We start from the raw sequence: 16,666 nt of genomic DNA, 5'->3' as shown, positions 1-16,666 counted from the left end.
CACCGATCAAGCGATTGCATTTTTATGATGACCGGTCTACTTTCATAGCCATGGGCACCAAAGGAGCCGAAACCAGGCAGCGGATGATCGAGGCCACACGATCCTCGATCGAACGTCGCGGCTATTTCGGCACCGGACTCAACCAGATCCTCACCGACAGCGAGACCCCGCGCGGGTCGCTCTATTTCCATTTCCCCGGCGGCAAGGACGAACTCGTCGCAGCGGCCGTCACTCAGGCCTGCGGACTGATCGACAACGCCCTCGACGAGGCCGATTTCACCGATCCGGCGGGTGCGGTCGCCGGGCTGATCGCCCTGCTCGCCGATCGGCTCGAGGCTTCCGGCTGGGAAAACGGCTGCCCGGTCGCCACCGTGGCACTCGAGATTTCGGGCACCAACGATACGGTCCGACAGGCCTGCGCACAGGTGTACTCCCGGTGGACCGAGGCGATACGCATCGTGCTGCGCGCCGCCGGGCACCGCGACGCCGAGGATCTGGCGGTCGCCCTGCTCGCGCTCGTCGAGGGCGCGCTACTGCTCGCCCGCACCCACCGCAGCCGCGACCCGCTCGACCGCGCGGCACGCGTCGCCCGCACCCTGCTCTGACCCCGCACGCACTGCGCGAAGTTATTTACCTGCCCTAATAATATGTAGACCAGTCTATTAAGGAGTCGATATGGATACACCCGACACCGTTGTCTTCGGCGCGGCCGGTTTCATCGGACGCTCACTCGTGGCCCGCCTGCTGGAGCAGGGCCGCACCGTCGCCGCCGCGGTCCGCCCCGGCTCCGCGGACCGGCTGCAGGCCTGGCTGGACGACCGCGATCTGGACCGGAGCCGGCTGACCGTACTCGATTGCGATATCACCGATCCCGGGCTGGGCGCCCTGGGAACAGCGCAACTGGACGAGGTGCGCGATGTCTACAACTGCGCCGCCCAGTTCTCCTTCGGCCTCGACCACGCGGTGGCCCGGGCGGTGAACATCGACGGCGCCGTCCGCATCCTGCACTGGTCCGCGAGCCGCCCCCGCCTCCGCAGGCTGGTCCACATCACCGGATACCGGGTCACCGTGCCCGAATCCGCCGAACACGATTACTCGGTCAGCGCCTACGGCGCCTCGAAATTCGAAGCCGATGCCGTACTGCGGGAACAGGCGAATTCCGTCGCGGTTCCGCTGACCATCGCCAATCCGAGCACCGTCCTCGGGCCGGGACAGTACATCGGCCTGGCCGAACTGGTGCGGGATCTCTGGAACGGTGATCTGCCCGCCCTGCCCGGTAACGCCGAAACCCTGTTGCCGATCCTCGATCTCGACTATTTCATCGACTTCCTCACGCTGCTGCCGGAGCAAGCGGATACAGCCGGCAAGTCCTATACCGTGCTCGACCCGGCGAGTCCACCGCTGCCGGAGATGATCGGCCTCCTGGCCCGCCATATGCACGTCCGTGCCCCGCGCTTCACGATCCCGCTGCCCCTGGTCGCCCGGCTGCCCGGCAAACTGACCGGGGTGGACCGGGAGCGACTGTCCTTCGTCGCCGGAGATCGTTACGACACTTCCCCCGCCGACGCGGTGGCCGAACGCGCGGGACTCACCGCACCGGCGGCCGGGACAGTGCTGCGGGCCTGGGCGGATCACCTGGTGAGCAGTCGATTCGGTGCGGGCCGGGCCGATCCGGCCGCCGGTTTCGACCGCGGCCTCTGGATCTCCGGCGAACGGAAGTCTCCGGAATTCGTGCTACTGCATGGCCTTCCCACCGACAGCGAAGCCTGGCGCGAGGTGCGCGACCTGGTGGGCGTACCGACCCTCGCCGCCGACCTCCCCGGCCTGGGCCGTTCGGCGCCGGGTACCGGTGAGCCGGATCAATGGCTCGACGATCTCATGGCTCCTGTCACCGGCCGCCCGATCCTGGTCGGCCATTCCCTCGGCTGCGTACCGGTACTCCGTTACGCGAGAGCGCATCCGGACCGAGTCGCGGGTGTCGTGCTGGTCGCCCCGGCCTTCTTGCAACCCCGCGGGTCTTGGCTCCTGCGTACGCCGATCGCCGCCGCGCTCCTGCGCCGGCTATCCGCCGAACGGCTGGCCGCCGCACTCCGGGTCCCGGCCGGCCCGGCGATCGAGAGCGCGAGTGCCAACCTGCGCCGCCCGGGGGTCGCGCGGCGCACCGTAGCGGCCCTGCGCGCCGCGAGTCGGCCCCGCGCGCATACGGCCGCGCGCCGCCTCCTCGACGAACTCACCGTGCCGGTCCATATCGTCGCCGGTTCCGATGACCCGCTCGCCACACCGGTCACCACGCCGATCACCGAGATCGACGACGCCGGTCACTACCCACATCTCACCCACCCTGGTGAGTCGGCCCGGACACTCGACGCGGTCCGGCAGAATTTCGCGAACCGTTCACCAGCGGAAACCGCGACCTCGAGGCACTGAGCCGAGACGCCCGGCCTGGACGACGTTGCCCAACACCCGGCCGGGCGGCAGGGCACCCTTCGAAGGCAGACCACTGCCCGCGATCTACCGCGATGTATCCACCGAAACTGCTCCCGACGGGACCGGCGGCAGCGCGGGCGCCACGGTCCTGGGGTCGACCCCGGCGAACGCAGGCGTGATGAACAATCCCGCCACCTCCTCCAGTTGCCGTGCCCGATGCAGCGGCCCCACCACAACCGGAACTGCCCCCGCATCACGCACCAGCGTTTCGACCACATCCAACGCAGCCGGTTCGTCCCCACACAGCAGGACGGTCGTCGTTGTTCCGGCCGCGCCCCATTGGGTGGACGGAACCAGATGGAATCCCTTCACCACCCGGCTACCCGGCGCGGCCTCGGCGATACGGTCGGCATTGGCGAGCCCCGGCGCGTTCAGCAGCACACCTACGCCGTGTTCGATCGGATTGGTCGGGTCGATGATCGGTATCCCGGCCAGACTCCCCTCGCCACCGCCGGCCGCCGCCACGACCGCACCGACCGCATCCCACGGCACCGCGAGCAGAACCGCGTCCGCGTCGCGAACCGCTTCCCGGCTATCGGCCGAGCGCGCTGCCGGGCCGAGTCGCCTCGCCAGTGCCGCCGCCTTCTCCGGCGTCCGGCCCGCCACGATGACCTGATGTCCGGCCCGCGCCCAGCACCCGCCGAGCGCTTCGGCCAGATGGCCCGTTCCCAGAATTGCGATCCGCACTGCCGGCTCCTTCGAATCCGCGCTGTCCTTTACGAGGGCTACCGTAGAAATGGAGATGCGCACCGATCGGTGCGTACCCGTCCGACGACGCTGGTGGACGATGACCGGAGACGACTACCGCAGTGCCGAACCGATCGCCGACTGCCGGCTGCGCGGGGCCCTCGACCTGTTCGCCCACACCTGGGACCCGGTCGTTCTCGCCGCGCTGGCCGACGGTCCCAGGCGGCGCGTCGACCTACGCACCGAGATCGGTGGGATCCGCGACAAGACGCTCACCGAAGCACTGCGGCGGCTCCTCGGCCGTGGCCTGGTGTTCCGGCGTCCGGACCCGGACGTGCCGCCCGGGGTGGAGTACCGCTTGACCGAACTCGGCACGAGCCTGGTGGAGGGCCCGCTGCGCGCATTGGCCGCGTGGGTGCGCGAGCACGGTGACGAACTCCCTGTACCCGAAGGCGCGGATCCCCCACTGCGCAGTTCCGGCTGACCCGGTACGGATCAGCTGCCCTCGGCCGGAGGACGGCTCCCGTCGGCCCGGCCCGTTCCCTGGCACCATCGTCACCGAAACCCCGGCCGCCGGAGCCTTCACCCGCAGCGGGTGACGACGGAGCGCGGCCGCCCGCCCTACAGTCCGCCCATGGGCAGACCCAACGCTGATCGGCCCCGACCGGCCGCCGCGTCCCGCGCGCAGCGCTGCGAACACGGCGCGCGGCAGCGGGAACGGACCCCGTTCGCTGTGGTCGCCGCCTTCGAACCGGCACCGGGCCGGGACCCGCTGGCTCTCCTCGAGTCGCAGGCGCCGGCGCGGGTGCCCGAACTGGTCCCGGTCCGCTACGGCCGGATGGCGGTCTCGCAGTTCTCCTTCTTCCGGGGGGCGGCACTGGTGATGGCCGATGATCTGGCCGGTTCGCCGAACACCGGTCTGCACACCCAGCTGTGCGGGGATGCCCATCTGAGCAATTTCGGGCTGTACGCGACCCCGGAACGTCAGCTCGCGTTCGACGTCAACGATTTCGACGAAACCTATCCCGGCCCCTTCGAATGGGATGTGAAACGACTCGTGGCCAGCCTCGCGGTGGCCGGGCGCGACAACGAGTTCAAGAAGAAGCAGCGCCGGCGTATCACCCGCGCCTGTGTGGCCGAGTACCGCGAGACGATGAGCTATCAGGCCGGGCGCGGTGAGCTGGATGTCTGGTACTCCCATATCGACGCCGGGAGAGATATGGCGGAACTACGCGATGTCCTCGATTCGTCGATGCGTAAACGGGTCCAGAAGACGATCGACAAGGCGTGGGGGCGCGACAGTTTCCAGGCCCTGTCCAAACTGACCACCCCGTGCGACGGGCAGCCGCGCATCGTCAGTATGCCGCCGCTGATCGTCCCGGTCGAGGAGCTCTTCGCCGGCGCCGACGCCGAATTCGTGCACCAGGCGCTGATGCGGCGCCTGACCGACTATCGCGGCACCCTGCAACCCGATCGCCGGTTCCTGCTCGACCGATTCGACTATGTGCATGCCGCGCGCAAGGTCGTCGGTGTGGGCAGTGTGGGCACCCGCACCTGGATCATCCTGCTGCGCGGGCCCGGCGACGAACCGCTGTTTCTACAGGCCAAGGAAGCACAGCCGTCGGTACTCGCGGGATATACCGCCGGGCCCGAGTACACCAACCAGGCGGAACGAGTGGTGAGCGGGCAGCGGCTCATGCAGGCGGCCAGCGATATCTTCCTGGGTTTCCAGCAGCACCCCGACCCCGACCCCGACGGCGTGATCCGCGATTTCTATATCCGTCAGCTCCGCGACGGCAAAGGTTCGGCGGTGATCGAGACCATGTCGCCGGACCTGATGGCCCTCTACGGCCGGCTGTGCGCGCGGGTGCTCGCCCAGGCCCACGCCCGCGGCGGTGACCGTTTCGCCATTGCCGGGTACCTCGGTTCCGACGACGAATTCGACGAGACGATAGCGGAATTCGCCGAGGACTACGCCGATCAGAACGCCCTCGACCACGCGGCCCTGCTCCGCGCGATCGCCGACGGGAAGATCACCGCGACACTGGGCACGGATTCGTAACAGCCATCCGCCGAATCGGCCCGGGCTCAGTTCACGACGGCGAAGGCGAAACCGTCCCAGCCCTTCGCACCCACCGTCTGGATCACGGTGGCGTCCACACGAGGTTCGTCGGCCAGCAGCTGGACGAGGTCCCGGCTCGCCCGCACCGCGGGGTCGTCGTTGTCCGCGTCCGCCAGCCGGCCGCCGCGCACCACATTGTCGACGACGACCACGGCACCGGGCCCGGTCAACCGCAGGGCCCACTGCACATAGTTGGAGTTGTTCACCTTGTCCGCGTCGATGAAGACCAGATCGTAGGGTTCCGGCTGTTCCTCCGCCAGCACCGGCAGATTGTCCAGGGCCGCGCCGACCCGGATATCGACCCGGTCGCCGACACCGGCACGATCCAGATTCGCACGGGCGACCGCGGCATGCCGCGGTTCGAATTCCAGGGTGGTCACGTGGCCCTGCTCACCGACTCCGCGCGCCAGCCACAGCGTGCTGAATCCGCCCAGTGTGCCGATCTCCAGAACGCGTTTCGCCCGGGTGGATCTGGCGAGCAGCGAGAGGAACTTGCCCTGCGCCTCGGACACATCGATGGCGGGCAGACCCGCGTCCGCGTTGGCCCGCAGGGTCGCGGTCGTCTCGCCGTCGCGGGCCAGCCGGTCCACCACGTACCGGTCCACATCAGCCCAATCCGGTGTGCTCATCCCCGCAGTCTGCCACCATCGAGGCCCGCCCGGTGGAACCCCGACCGCGCCCCGGCGCCGAGCGGAAGAGCGGTTATGAAGGCGGATTCGTTCGGAATGTCGGCCGGTAGGCCGCGGATGCTCATCGAGGCCTCGGCGGCGATATCGCCAGGGATATCGGTGTGGCGAGGTTGTCCTGCATCCACTGCATACCGGTCCGAGGTCGCCGGAATGCGCGGCGGGCGTCGGCCGCTCGATGAATTGCGCTTGCCCGCCTGCCCGTTGAGTTGGCGTCACGATCTGACGTGCCGTGGCGGCCGCGACCGCCGAACTCTTCGCCCGCAGCGAGGCCACCGGTTGCCGCCGTCGATGTAGGTACGGCGCTACTCGACGTCGCCTCCCCCGGCGATACCGAAGAGAAGGGCCTCGATACCCGCCCGGAACACCGCGTCGGCATCCACCGCGGCCCCACCGGCGGCCTCGCTGCGGGCGAAGAGTTCGGACAGATGGGGATAGTCACCGTGTCGCAGCATCGCCGCGATATGGTCGGCCCCGGCCGCAGCCGGGGCCACCTGTCCCGCGGCCTCCTGTGCGGAGAAAACCGTCACCCAGCCCGACAACATCGCGATACCGGTCATGGTGGCGGCCGGTTCCAGTCGCGCCGGGGCCAGTACCCCCACCATATGGTCGAGATAGCGCAGCCCGTTGGGGCCCAGCTCGCCGGGGTTCGCCCGGACCATCCACGGGTGGCGGCGGTACATGGCGCGCGCCTGGTCGGCGACCGAGAGGACATCTGCCCGCAGATCTCCGGTGGCCGAATCGAATTCGTACTCACCGGCTACCCGGTCGTACATCAGCGACACCAGATCGTCCTTACCCGAGACGTAGCGGTAGAGGGACGCCGCTCCGGTCCCGAGTTCCTCGGCCACCCGGCGCATCGATAGCGCCGGAAGACCCTCACCGTCGGCGAGCCGAACGCATACCGCGGCGATGTCGTCGAGGTTCAGTCCGGGCCGCGGACCGGGTCTGGGATCACCGGCCCGCAACCACAGCGTGTTCGTCGGATCAGCGGATGGCACCCGGTAAGCATGCCTCGAGCCAGTTGCGAACGCCGTTCGCATTCGGCTAGCTTTAACTGCGAACATTGTTCCCAATGAAGGAGTCGTCATGACCGCGATCGAGGTCGCCGGGCTGACCAAGAGGTACGGCGAACGCCCCGTCGCCGATACCGTCGACCTGCACGTGGACCCCGGCCGGGTACACGCCCTGCTCGGGCCGAACGGTTCGGGCAAGACCACGATCGTGCGGATGCTCGCCACCCTGCTCCGGCCCGACAGCGGCCGGGCCCGGATCGCCGGCTACGACACGGTCCGCGATACCGGCGAGGTCAAGCGGCGGATCGGGCTGGTCGGGCAGTTCCACGCGGTCGATCCACGGCTCACCGGGCTCGAGAACCTCACACTGTTCGGCCGGATGAACGGATTGTCCGGTCGGCAGGCACGGATTCACGCCGGAGAACTCCTGGACCGGTTCGATCTGGTCCACGCCGCCGACCGGCTCACCCGCGACTATTCGGGCGGGATGCGCCGCCGTCTCGATATCGTCGCCGCCATGGTGGTGCGTCCCGCCGTACTGTTCCTGGACGAGCCCACCACCGCACTCGACCCGCGAAGTCGCAACCAGATCTACAGCTATGTGACGGATTTCGTCGCCGAGGGCACCACCGTACTGCTCACCACGCAGTATCTGGACGAGGCCGACCGGCTGGCCGATACCGTCACCATCCTGGACGCGGGCCGGGTCGTCGCCACCGGCACCCCGCGAGCCCTCACCGCGGAGATCGGTGGCGGATTGGATCTGGTCGCCGACCCGCGGAAGTACACCGAGATAACCGGCGTCATCGCGGATTTCGGGGGCAGGCCGGTGGGTGAGGCACCCGCGCCCGGAGATCCGGAAGTGGCACTCTCCTACGCCTTCCGCTCCGCCGATATCCCCCTGCTACCGATCCTGCGGGCGCTCGACGAGATCGGTATCGATGTCCACGACATCGGCCGTCGCCGCGCCACACTCGACGATGCCTTCCTGGCCCTCACCGGCCCCGAACCGAGGACGACGACCCCGTGACCGCGACACTCCCCGCCCGCGTGCCCTCCACTCTTTCCGCCACCGCGATGACCTTCGGCCGGATCCTGTCGGCCTACCGCCACTCACCCGCACTGCTCGCGGTGACTCTCGCCGCGCCCGCGGGAATGATGCTGCTGTTCGGTTTCGTCTTCGGCGGCGCACTGTCCGGCGACGGGGATACCGGTGCCTACCGGTCCTACCTCACGCCCGGCGTGCTGGTTCTGGTGTCGGCGATGGGCCTGGCAGCCACCGCGTCGACCGCGAACGCGGACCTGAACAGCGGGCTCACCGACCGCTTCCGCGCCCTGCCACTGCCCACCTTCTCGATACCGGCGGGTCTGGCACTGGCGGAAACCCTGACCGGCGGTCTCGCTCTGCTGCTGATGTCGGGTATCGGCCTGGCGGCCGGCTGGCGAATCGATACCGGGATCGGGTCGGCGACCGCCGCGTTCGCGGTGCTGCTGCTGTTCCGGTTCGCGATCGGCTGGGTCGGAATCTGCCTGGGCGCGCTCGTCCGGGACGAGCAGATGCTCCAGCAGGTGGCGCCACTCGTCTTCGGCACCATCATGTTCTCGAATGTGTTCGTGCCCACCGAATCGATGCCCGGTGGCGTGCGCGCGGTCGCGGAATGGAATCCGGTGAGCGCGATCGTAGCCGCGGTACGCGACCTGTTCGGCGCGCCGGGCACCGTCCCCGAGGACGCGGCCTGGCCGTTGCGCGAGCCGGTCGCCGCCTCGCTGCTGTGGATCGCCGTGATCCTGGTGGTGACGGTCCCGGTGGTCCTGCGGCAGTACGGCGCGCTGCCGCGACGGTGAGCGGCGCTCACTTCTGGCGGGCGGTCCCGCCCAACGCTGGACACGCCGTAAAATCGCGCCCGCCCCGGCCGCACCCACTATCGTGATGACGCCGGCCGTATCGGAAGGCTGTACAGGGCAGCCGGTTCGAGGGGATGGTCACTATGCGCTGGTACGAGGTAGCTCCGTGCGGACCCGAATCCTTCTCGGCCCTCGCCGACGGATTCCTGCCCATGGCACACGAATTCGGTGAGCACGAGGGCTGGCAGGCCGGACTCACCGCCCAAGAGTCGAGCACCTATGCCCTGCTGCGCTGGGACCAGCACGGAAAACGCCTGTGTCAGCGGACCCGCCGACACATCCGCAATATCCCCGGGGACGAATTCTTCTGGGTCGTCGTACCCGATCGCGGTGAATTCGGCCTGCGGTTTCACGACGAGGTGACCAGTGTGCCGACCGGGCACGCTGTCATCGCGGGGCTGGAGGTCCCGTGCCGGCTGCACATACCCGATTCGGCGGCCTACGCGTTCCAGGTGCCGCGCACCGAGATCGAGCACCGGGTGCGGCCGGGCGCCCATATGAACCTCGTCCTCGATATGAACCGGGGGCTGGGGCGGATCGCCGCGGATATGATCCGCAGCGCCCACGCCGAACAATCCCGGTTGTCCGAACGTGAATTCAACGCGGTGTGCGATCGGGTCACCGAGTTGCTGTGCATGCTGGCGGTCGGCGACACGAAACCGCAGGCGGCGGACCGCGCACAGGTGGCCGAGAGCATCCGGCGGTACCTGCGGGGCCATATCGGCACATCCGATGTGCGCTTGCCCGCGGTCGCGCACGCGCTGGGCTGGTCGCCCCGGCAACTGCGGGTGGTGCTGAACGAGAGCGGGACGACCTTCCGGGACCTCCGCCGGGAGGAGGCCCTGCGGGTGGCGCGCGAACTTTTGGAGGACCCGCGCGCCACCATGACCATCGCGGAACTGGCGACCCGCTGCGGTTTCACACCCGCCTGGTTCTCCGCGGCGTTCAAGGAGCGCTTCGGCGTGACGCCCCGAGAGTTCCGGCGCAGCAGACGCGCCGAGCCCGCCGCCGCGCGGATATGAACCGGACGAGAACCCGGACCCGGCAGTCCGGATCCGGCCTTACGGCTTCAGCCGCACCGGAAGGCGCTCCGGACCCACCGTGCTGATCTGTACCGTGTACTCGACCGCGCTCGCGGGCACGGCCAGGGTCAGCTTCGGGTACCGGGTGAACAGCGTCTGCAGGGCGATCCGGCTCTCCAGCCGGGCCAGCGGCGCGCCCAGGCAGAAATGCGGTCCGCGACCGAAGGCGAGCTGGTCGCGGTGCTCGTGATCGATATCGAAGACATCGGCGTCGGAGTAGCGCAGCGGGTCCCGGCCGACGCCGCCGTGCCACAGCGTCGGTGAGCCTGCGGGGATGTCGACACCGGCGACGGTCACATCTTCGATGGGATAGCGCATGAGCGCACCCACCACCGAGGAGCTGTGGCGCAGCGCTTCCTCCACCACATCGGCCCAGCGATCTTCGTCCTGTGCCCGCGCGAGCTGGTCGGGGTGTTCGCGCAGTGCGACCACGGCGTTGCCCAGCAGATGCACCGTGGTCTCGTGACCGGCGACGATCACCAGCCACAGCATGCTGACCAGTTCTTCTTCGGTCAGTTCGTTCTCCGCGTTGGCCGCCAGCAGCGCCGAAGTCAGATCGTCACCGGGTTCGGCCCGTTTCCGGGCGAGCAGTTCGTAGAAATAGCCGCCCATCGCCGCCATGGCCGCGTGCGCTTCTTCGCCGGTACTCGTGACCGAGACGATCGTGAGCGTCCACTGCTTGAGCTGCGGCTGCTCGTCCACGGGCACCCCGAACAGATCGCAGATCACCCGAACGGGAAGGGGCGTGGTGTAGTTCGAGATCAGGTCGACCTCGTCGGTATCGGGGAAATTGTCGATGAGCTCGTCGGCGATCTGCTGGATCCGCGGTTCCAGCGCCGCGATCCGGGCCGGGGTGAACGCCTTGTTGATCGTCTGGCGCAACCGCCGGTGCGCGGCACCGTCCTGGTTGAGCATATGTTCGGCGTCGGTCAGGGCGCGCAGCGGCCAGTCGGCGGGAATCCGTCCGTCCCGCAGTGCCGGACAGTTCGAGGGATGTTTGGCGAAGAGCTTGTCGTCGAGCACCTCACCGGCGGCACGATGGCTGACCGCGATGTAGGCGCCGACCCCGCCGGGCAGTTCGATGGGCACGATCTCACCGGCCAGCCGTATCCGCTCGTGTGTCTCGAGAATTGATTCTCCGGGGGTCGGAAGCTGGATGATTTGCTCGGACATGCTGTCTCCCTGTGTTTTCGGTGCAACCAGGGAGAGTTTCAGGTGTCGCGCTCGGACCGCACAATCGATGCGCGACATCCTGCCCCGCACCGATAATCCGCTGCACCGAAACGTAATTCCGCGGCGTCGCCCCGTACTACTCGGCGTGCTTGCGAACCCTCAGATCGCGCACCGCGCCTTCCGATGCCGGGCGGGTGTTGTCGATGGTGAAGGCCACCCGGTCCGGCCGGTACCGGTCCTCGCCGTATTCGATCGGGGCCCCCGCCGCCGACGAGGTGTGCCGCCGTTCCCGCAGCAGCGGGGAACCCGCGGCGATTCCCAGCAGCGTCGCATCGGTCTCGTCGGCGCCGACCGCGTCGATGGTGTGCCGGGCCGAGTGCAGGTCCACCCCCAGGCCCGCGAGGTGCGCGTAGATCGACGCGGTATCCGGGTCGAAGTCGAACAGCAGCCGGCCGGCACTCTCGACGAAGGCGGCGCGTTCCACCATCACCGGTTCGCCGTCGAGCAACCGCAGCCGCAGGACCTCGATCACCGGGGTGCCCTCCTCGATTCGCAGTGCCGCCGCCGCATCGGCCGTGGCGCCTCGGCGGGCGATTTCCACGGTGCGCTGGCCGGGCGTCCGCCCGATCCGTTCGGCCCAGGCGGTGAAGGAGAGCAGCGTTTCGAACGGCTGCACGACCGCGGTCTCGCGCACCACCGGCCGGCGCCCCTGCCCGCCGCCGATGAGACCTTCGTGCCGAAGGGTCGCCAAGGCGGTGCGCACGGTGCCTCGGGAAGCTCCGAATTCGTGGCACAACTCGGATTCCGACGGCAGCGAGGCGCCTGCTGGGAGCTCGCCCAGCCGGATACGTTCCCGGAGTGCCGCGGTGACCCGGGCGTGCAGGGGTGGCGTCACAACGATCCTCTCGGCGGGTTACCCGAGGTCCGCTCAGCGGGGGCATGCGGGCTAGTTGAGCATACAAGTGACTCTCTTTCATTCTGAACTCTAGACTTTTCGCCTACTTACTGCCGAAACGGCCGGTGAACTTATATATACAAGTTGCCTGGATGCCTTGATCGCGCCGCGAGGATCTTGCGAGCATTCCGGCTATGGCACCCACCACCGACCCCGCTTCCCCCGAACTTCCGACCCATCCGGTCGACCTCGCCGTCGTCGGCGCCGGCATCGTCGGTCTCGCGCACGCGATCGATGCCGTGGAACGCGGGATGCGCGTCGCGGTCGTCGAACGCGACGCGCGCGCCGTCGGCGCCTCCATCCGCAACTTCGGTCATATCTGCGCGACCCCGCAGACCGGCGCCGCCCTCGACTACGCGCTGGCGGCTCGGGAGAAGTGGTTGCGCCTAGCCGGTCCGGCCGGATTCGAGATAACGCGAGCCGGAACACTGGTAGTGGCCCGTACCGCCGCCGAGCTCGGCGTACTCGAGGAGTTCGCGGCCGACCGCGGCGCCGAACAGGTGCGCCTGCTCGGCCGTGCCGAAGTGGCCCGGCTGTTCCCGCCGGCCGCGGATCCGGGCAGCGATATCGTCGGCGGCGCGCACCTGCCCCTCGATCTCCGAGTAGACCCCCGGGCTGCCGTTCCGGCGCTGGCGCGCTGGCTGACCTCGCGCGGTGCGCGATTCCTGTGGCACACCCATGTGGGCGCCGTATCCGAAGGCGTTGTGCACACCGCACGCGGGGAACTGGCCGCAGCCGCGATCGTGCACGCCGCCGGTCACGATATCGACCGCCTCTTTCCACTGATCGCCGAGGAGAACGGAGTGCGCCGCTGTCGGCTCCAGATGCTCGAGATCGCACCCCCCGGCGATATCCGCATCGAACCAGCAGTGCTCACCGGCTACTCCATGCTGCGCTACGGCGGATTGGCTGCCACCGCGGCCGCCGCGACGGTCCGGCGCGAGATCACCGACCGGGCCCCCGAAACTCTCGACGCCGTCATGAACCTCATGCTCACCCAGCGCCCGGACGGTTCGGTGGTGCTCGGCGACACCCACCACTACGCCCGCACCCATCTGCCCTTCGACGAGGAGGCTGTCGCGGACCTGGTGCTCCGCGAAGGCGCCCGGCTGTTCGGCGCCGACGCGCTGTCGGTGCGGAGACGGTGGCGCGGTGTCTACGCGGATTCGCCGGATACCGATTTCCTGGTGGCCGCACCCGCGCCCGGCGTTCGCGTCGTCTCGGTGACATCCGGGATCGGTATGACCACCGCGCTCGGCTTGGCGCCCACGGTCGTGGCTCAACTGGTGTGAGCGAGGTGAGGCCGGGTGACCCACCGTCGTGGATCACCCGGCCCCGGAAGATCAGCCCGCCGCGGTCTCGATCACCGCGGCGACCTCGCCCGGCTGCGAGACCAGCGAGGCGTGCGAGGCGTCGAGTTCGGTGGTCTGCGCGCCCATCCGCTCGGCCATGAACCGCTGCGAAGCCGGCGGGATGACCCGGTCCTGCTGAGAGACCAGGTACCAGCTCGGCATACCCGCCCACGACGGCGCGCTGGAGGGTTCCAGGTTGGCGGCCAGCGCGATCGAGTGCTGATGGGCGAGCATATCGGCGGCGGTGGCGTCGTCGACGTCCTGCGCGAAGACACTGTGGAAGGACTCGGGCGCCACGTAACCGTCGAGGTTGCGTCCCGCCACGCCCTGCGGATCGTCGACGACCTTCACCTGTAGTGCCGGGGGCAGCAGCTGGCTACCCGGGAACTGGATCGGGTTCAGGGCCAGCTGCGCGAATTCGCCCTGGGCCGGCGCGAAGGCCGCGACATAGACCATGGAGACGACGTCGGGGTCGTGCACATTGGTGATCACGAAGCCCCCGTAGGAGTGACCCACCAGCACGATGGGCCCTTCGACGGTGTCGAGGGTGCGCTGCACAGCGGCGGCGTCGTAGGCCGGTCCGCGCAGCGGGTTCTCCGGCGTCAGTACCTGGTAGCCCTGCCCGCGCAGCTGCGCGGCGACCCTGTCCCAGCTGGTCGGATCGGCGAACGCGCCGTGCACCAGCACCACCGTCGGCCGCGGTGCGGCCCAGGCGGGCATCGCGACGGCCGCCGTCGCGGCGAAGGCGATGAGGACGGCCAGCAGAGCATTACGCAGAGTGCGAATGATGGTCATCGGTCTCCCTGTCCGGTCTCGTTTCGATTTGCCACGAATTCGAGCAGTTCGGCGCGAACGACGCGCAGCGCCGCACAGGTGATACGGATGATCAGTGTAGCCGGGCCGACGCTGCGCGAAAGTGACGATTCAGCCGACGGACAGGCCTATTCCGGCGGCGAGATCGGCGAGCACCGCATCGAACAGCACCTCCGGATCGCTCACCGGCATCGGATAGTTCCCGAACACTTCCAGGGTGACATGCCCGTAGAGGCGCGCCCACATGGTCATCATCAGATATGCCACACCCACATCGAGTTTCTCGGCCGGGAACTTCTGCCCCGATTCCGCGAGAACGGCGAGCAGTTCCTCCTGGAATCCGATCAGATCCCCCCGCAGCGCTTCGGGGATGAGATCGGTCGGCGGTGTCGCCAGGTCGTAGGTCGCCAGCAGCCGGCCCGCGGCCTCCAGGAAGACCAACCCGAACGATTCGTCGAACCGGCGCAACCCGCCGGTGCCCCCGTCCGCCGGTGAAGCGAACACCAGGGTGAACTCGTTGCGATGGGCGAGCGCCCAGCACCGGAACCCCCGGCAGATGGCGAACAACCGGATCACCCCGTCATCGGGCAGTTCGGCCACCTGCGCGGCGAGTTCTTCGGACATGTGCACAACGACGTCCCGGCGCACCGCCGCCACCAGGTCTTCCCTGGACGGGTAGTAGCGGTAGAGGGCGGGCGCGGTGACCCCGAGGGCGCGCGCGATGGCGCGCAGGGTCAGCGCTTGGGCGCCCTGGTCGGCCAGGATGTCCCGGGCCACCCGCCGGATATCCGCGTCGCTGACCGCCGGCATCCGGCCTCGCCGCGCGGGTTGTGTCATTCGTATGCGACCTGCCAGTTCTTGATTCCGTTCAACCAACCCGACCGTAGCCGAACGGGTTCGGCGACCTGGCGCAGGTTCGGCATCACATCGGCGATGGCGTTGAAGATCAGGTCCAGTTGCAGGCGGGCCAGGTTCGCACCGACACAGTAGTGGGTGCCGGTGCCGCCGAAGCCCACGTGCGGGTTCGGGTTGCGGGTGACGTCGAACCGGAACGGATCGGTGAAATGGTCCTCGTCGAAGTTGGCGGAGGCGTAGAACAAACCCACCCGCTGGCCTTCGGCGATGGCCTGCCCGCCGATCTCGGTGTCCTGCAGCGTGGTGCGCTGGAAGGCGATGACCGGGGTGGCCCAGCGCACGATCTCGTCGGGCGCGGTACGCGGACGCTCGGCCCGGTACAGCTCCCACTGTTCCGGATTGTCGACGAAGGCCTTCATCCCGTGGGTGGTCGCGTTGCGGGTGGTCTCGTTACCGGCCACTGCCAGCAGGATGACGAACCAGGCGAATTCCTCCGACCCCAGCGCCTCGCCGTCGATATCGGCGCTGAGCAACTGTGTGACGATATCGTCGGCCGGGCAGCCCCGGCGTTCTTCGGCGAGATTCCAGGCGTAGCCCATCACCTGCGCGTTGGCCATCTTGTAGCTGTCGGCGTACTGAGGGTCGTCGTAACCCATCATCTGGTTGGACCACTCGAAGAGTTTGCCGCGGTCCTCCTGCGGCACACCGAGCAGTTCGGCGATCGCCTGCAGCGGTAGCTCGCACGCCACCTGCTCGACGAAATCGCCGCCGCCGTTCTTCTTGGCGTCGTGCACGATCCGTTCGGCGCGCTCGTGCAGCGCGTCGCGCAGACTCTGCACCGCGCGCGGGGTGAAGCCGCGGGAGATGATGCGGCGCAGTTTGTCGTGATCCGGCGGGTCGGTGTTGACCAGCATGGCGCGCTGGATATCGATCTCGTCGCGGGTGATCTCACCGTTGAAGCGGATCACCGCGGTATTGGCGTGGGTGGAGAAGACCTCGGAGTTCTTCGAGATCTCCTTGATGTGTTCGAGTTTGCTGACCACCCAGTAGCCGCCGTCGTCGAACCCGCTCACCCCGTTCGGCTGATCGACCCACCATACGGGGGAGGTCCGGCGCAGCTCGGCCCATTCCTCGATGGGCAGCCGGGCTGCCAAGAGGTCGGGATCGGTGAAATCGAAATCGTGGGAGAGGGACGGCGCGGCCACTCTGCCTCCTTCGAAGTTGATACACGCGGTTCGCGGAGGCCGAAGCGGCAGCGGAGGTATCGCGTCACTGCGTCTCCTTGCGGGAACCCTGTCCCCAGGAGTGAACCACACCACATCTCATTTGTGAATGGGTTTTAGTAAATAGTGTTCACATAACCCGGCCGCCACTCGATCGCGATCTTCAGGCAAATATTTCGCTACGTTTCTCCGGTCGCCCCCGATGCGCTGGGCGAACACGCCCCCGCATCGGACAATGAGATGTTCGGCCACATGACTACTGGCTATTCTGGTAGCCGCATGAGCACAACTCCCGACACCTCCGGAGGAC

Annotated in this window: 16 protein-coding genes; 8 read left to right on the top strand and 8 right to left on the bottom strand. The window is 68.3% G+C overall.

What is annotated here, in order from left to right:
• Positions 1-50: 50 nt before the first annotated feature.
• Both OG405_RS03465 and OG405_RS03460 read left to right on the top strand, forming a co-directional pair.
• Positions 51-605, top strand: coding sequence for a TetR/AcrR family transcriptional regulator (locus tag OG405_RS03465; RefSeq protein WP_327150193.1), 555 nt, complete (start codon positions 51-53; stop codon positions 603-605).
• Between the two features lie 70 nt (positions 606-675).
• Positions 676-2,427 carry an alpha/beta fold hydrolase gene (locus OG405_RS03460; protein ID WP_327150192.1) on the top strand — a complete coding sequence of 584 codons (1,752 nt, stop codon included), beginning with the start codon at positions 676-678 and terminating at the stop codon, positions 2,425-2,427.
• Between the two features lie 84 nt (positions 2,428-2,511).
• Here OG405_RS03460 and OG405_RS03455 read toward each other — a convergent pair whose 3' ends face one another.
• On the bottom strand, positions 2,512-3,174 hold the full coding sequence (locus OG405_RS03455) for an NADPH-dependent F420 reductase (protein WP_327150191.1): 663 nt from the start codon (positions 3,172-3,174) through the stop codon (positions 2,512-2,514).
• Positions 3,175-3,274: 100 nt separating this feature from the next.
• On the opposite strand from OG405_RS03455, the gene OG405_RS03450 reads away from it, so the two are divergent.
• Together OG405_RS03450 and OG405_RS03445 are read left to right on the top strand one after the other, a co-directional pair.
• Positions 3,275-3,658: a winged helix-turn-helix transcriptional regulator gene (locus tag OG405_RS03450; RefSeq protein ID WP_327150190.1), complete on the top strand. Its 384-nt coding sequence runs from the start codon at positions 3,275-3,277 to the stop codon at positions 3,656-3,658.
• Positions 3,659-3,808: 150 nt separating this feature from the next.
• On the top strand, positions 3,809-5,236 hold the full coding sequence (locus OG405_RS03445; RefSeq protein ID WP_327150189.1) for a DUF2252 domain-containing protein: 1,428 nt from the start codon (positions 3,809-3,811) through the stop codon (positions 5,234-5,236).
• A 26-nt stretch (positions 5,237-5,262) separates the two neighbouring features.
• Here OG405_RS03445 and OG405_RS03440 read toward each other — a convergent pair whose 3' ends face one another.
• The gene (locus tag OG405_RS03440; protein WP_327150188.1) at positions 5,263-5,925 is read right to left on the bottom strand and encodes an O-methyltransferase; all 663 of its coding nucleotides are present in this window, start codon (positions 5,923-5,925) and stop codon (positions 5,263-5,265) included.
• 362 nt (positions 5,926-6,287) lie between these two features.
• Positions 6,288-6,983, bottom strand: a complete 696-nt coding sequence (locus OG405_RS03435) for a TetR/AcrR family transcriptional regulator (RefSeq protein WP_327150187.1) — start codon at positions 6,981-6,983, stop codon at positions 6,288-6,290.
• Positions 6,984-7,071: 88 nt separating this feature from the next.
• Here OG405_RS03435 and OG405_RS03430 point away from each other — a divergent pair, with 88 nt between their 5' ends.
• From OG405_RS03430 to OG405_RS03420, 3 genes are all read left to right on the top strand, one after another.
• On the top strand, positions 7,072-8,028 hold the full coding sequence (locus OG405_RS03430; RefSeq protein ID WP_327150186.1) for an ATP-binding cassette domain-containing protein: 957 nt from the start codon (positions 7,072-7,074) through the stop codon (positions 8,026-8,028).
• Positions 8,025-8,843 (top strand): ABC transporter permease, encoded by an 819-nt coding sequence (locus tag OG405_RS03425; protein WP_327150185.1) that lies wholly within the window; start codon positions 8,025-8,027, stop codon positions 8,841-8,843. The genes OG405_RS03430 and OG405_RS03425 overlap by 4 nt, the downstream gene beginning before the upstream one ends.
• 143 nt (positions 8,844-8,986) lie before the next feature.
• Positions 8,987-9,925 (top strand): helix-turn-helix transcriptional regulator, encoded by a 939-nt coding sequence (locus OG405_RS03420; RefSeq protein ID WP_327150184.1) that lies wholly within the window; start codon positions 8,987-8,989, stop codon positions 9,923-9,925.
• Positions 9,926-9,964: 39 nt separating this feature from the next.
• Here the strand turns inward: OG405_RS03420 and OG405_RS03415 are convergent, their stop codons facing one another.
• Both OG405_RS03415 and OG405_RS03410 read right to left on the bottom strand, forming a co-directional pair.
• Positions 9,965-11,158: a cytochrome P450 family protein gene (locus OG405_RS03415; protein WP_327150182.1), complete on the bottom strand. Its 1,194-nt coding sequence runs from the start codon at positions 11,156-11,158 to the stop codon at positions 9,965-9,967.
• Between the two features lie 136 nt (positions 11,159-11,294).
• Entirely contained in the window at positions 11,295-12,053 is a 759-nt protein-coding gene (locus tag OG405_RS03410; RefSeq protein WP_327150180.1) for a GntR family transcriptional regulator, read from the bottom strand.
• A 194-nt stretch (positions 12,054-12,247) separates the two neighbouring features.
• On the opposite strand from OG405_RS03410, the gene OG405_RS03405 reads away from it, so the two are divergent.
• Positions 12,248-13,405 carry a TIGR03364 family FAD-dependent oxidoreductase gene (locus OG405_RS03405; RefSeq protein WP_327150179.1) on the top strand — a complete coding sequence of 386 codons (1,158 nt, stop codon included), beginning with the start codon at positions 12,248-12,250 and terminating at the stop codon, positions 13,403-13,405.
• A 51-nt stretch (positions 13,406-13,456) separates the two neighbouring features.
• Here the strand turns inward: OG405_RS03405 and OG405_RS03400 are convergent, their stop codons facing one another.
• The 3 genes from OG405_RS03400 to OG405_RS03390 all read right to left on the bottom strand — a co-directional run bounded on the left by OG405_RS03400 (position 13,457) and on the right by OG405_RS03390 (position 16,338).
• Positions 13,457-14,260, bottom strand: coding sequence for an alpha/beta hydrolase (locus OG405_RS03400; protein WP_327150178.1), 804 nt, complete (start codon positions 14,258-14,260; stop codon positions 13,457-13,459).
• Between the two features lie 129 nt (positions 14,261-14,389).
• Entirely contained in the window at positions 14,390-15,115 is a 726-nt protein-coding gene (locus tag OG405_RS03395; RefSeq protein WP_327150177.1) for a TetR/AcrR family transcriptional regulator, read from the bottom strand.
• Positions 15,112-16,338 (bottom strand): cytochrome P450, encoded by a 1,227-nt coding sequence (locus OG405_RS03390; protein WP_327150176.1) that lies wholly within the window; start codon positions 16,336-16,338, stop codon positions 15,112-15,114. The genes OG405_RS03395 and OG405_RS03390 overlap by 4 nt, the downstream gene beginning before the upstream one ends.
• Between the last annotated feature and the right edge of the window lie 328 nt (positions 16,339-16,666).

This window comes from Nocardia sp. NBC_01329 (assembly GCF_035956715.1).
Taxonomy (GTDB): domain Bacteria; phylum Actinomycetota; class Actinomycetes; order Mycobacteriales; family Mycobacteriaceae; genus Nocardia.
This window is presented reverse-complemented; position numbering and strand designations above follow the sequence as displayed.

Coding starts and splice junctions, on each gene's coding strand:
- OG405_RS03465 (WP_327150193.1), top strand. CDS start 51: ATGGGCACCAAAGGAGCCGAAACCAGGCAGCGGATGATCGAGGCCACA.
- OG405_RS03460 (WP_327150192.1), top strand. CDS start 676: ATGGATACACCCGACACCGTTGTCTTCGGCGCGGCCGGTTTCATCGGA.
- OG405_RS03450 (WP_327150190.1), top strand. CDS start 3,275: ATGACCGGAGACGACTACCGCAGTGCCGAACCGATCGCCGACTGCCGG.
- OG405_RS03445 (WP_327150189.1), top strand. CDS start 3,809: ATGGGCAGACCCAACGCTGATCGGCCCCGACCGGCCGCCGCGTCCCGC.
- OG405_RS03440 (WP_327150188.1), bottom strand. CDS start 5,925: ATGAGCACACCGGATTGGGCTGATGTGGACCGGTACGTGGTGGACCGG.
- OG405_RS03430 (WP_327150186.1), top strand. CDS start 7,072: ATGACCGCGATCGAGGTCGCCGGGCTGACCAAGAGGTACGGCGAACGC.
- OG405_RS03420 (WP_327150184.1), top strand. CDS start 8,987: ATGCGCTGGTACGAGGTAGCTCCGTGCGGACCCGAATCCTTCTCGGCC.
- OG405_RS03415 (WP_327150182.1), bottom strand. CDS start 11,158: ATGTCCGAGCAAATCATCCAGCTTCCGACCCCCGGAGAATCAATTCTC.
- OG405_RS03405 (WP_327150179.1), top strand. CDS start 12,248: ATGGCACCCACCACCGACCCCGCTTCCCCCGAACTTCCGACCCATCCG.
- OG405_RS03400 (WP_327150178.1), bottom strand. CDS start 14,260: ATGACCATCATTCGCACTCTGCGTAATGCTCTGCTGGCCGTCCTCATC.
- OG405_RS03395 (WP_327150177.1), bottom strand. CDS start 15,115: ATGACACAACCCGCGCGGCGAGGCCGGATGCCGGCGGTCAGCGACGCG.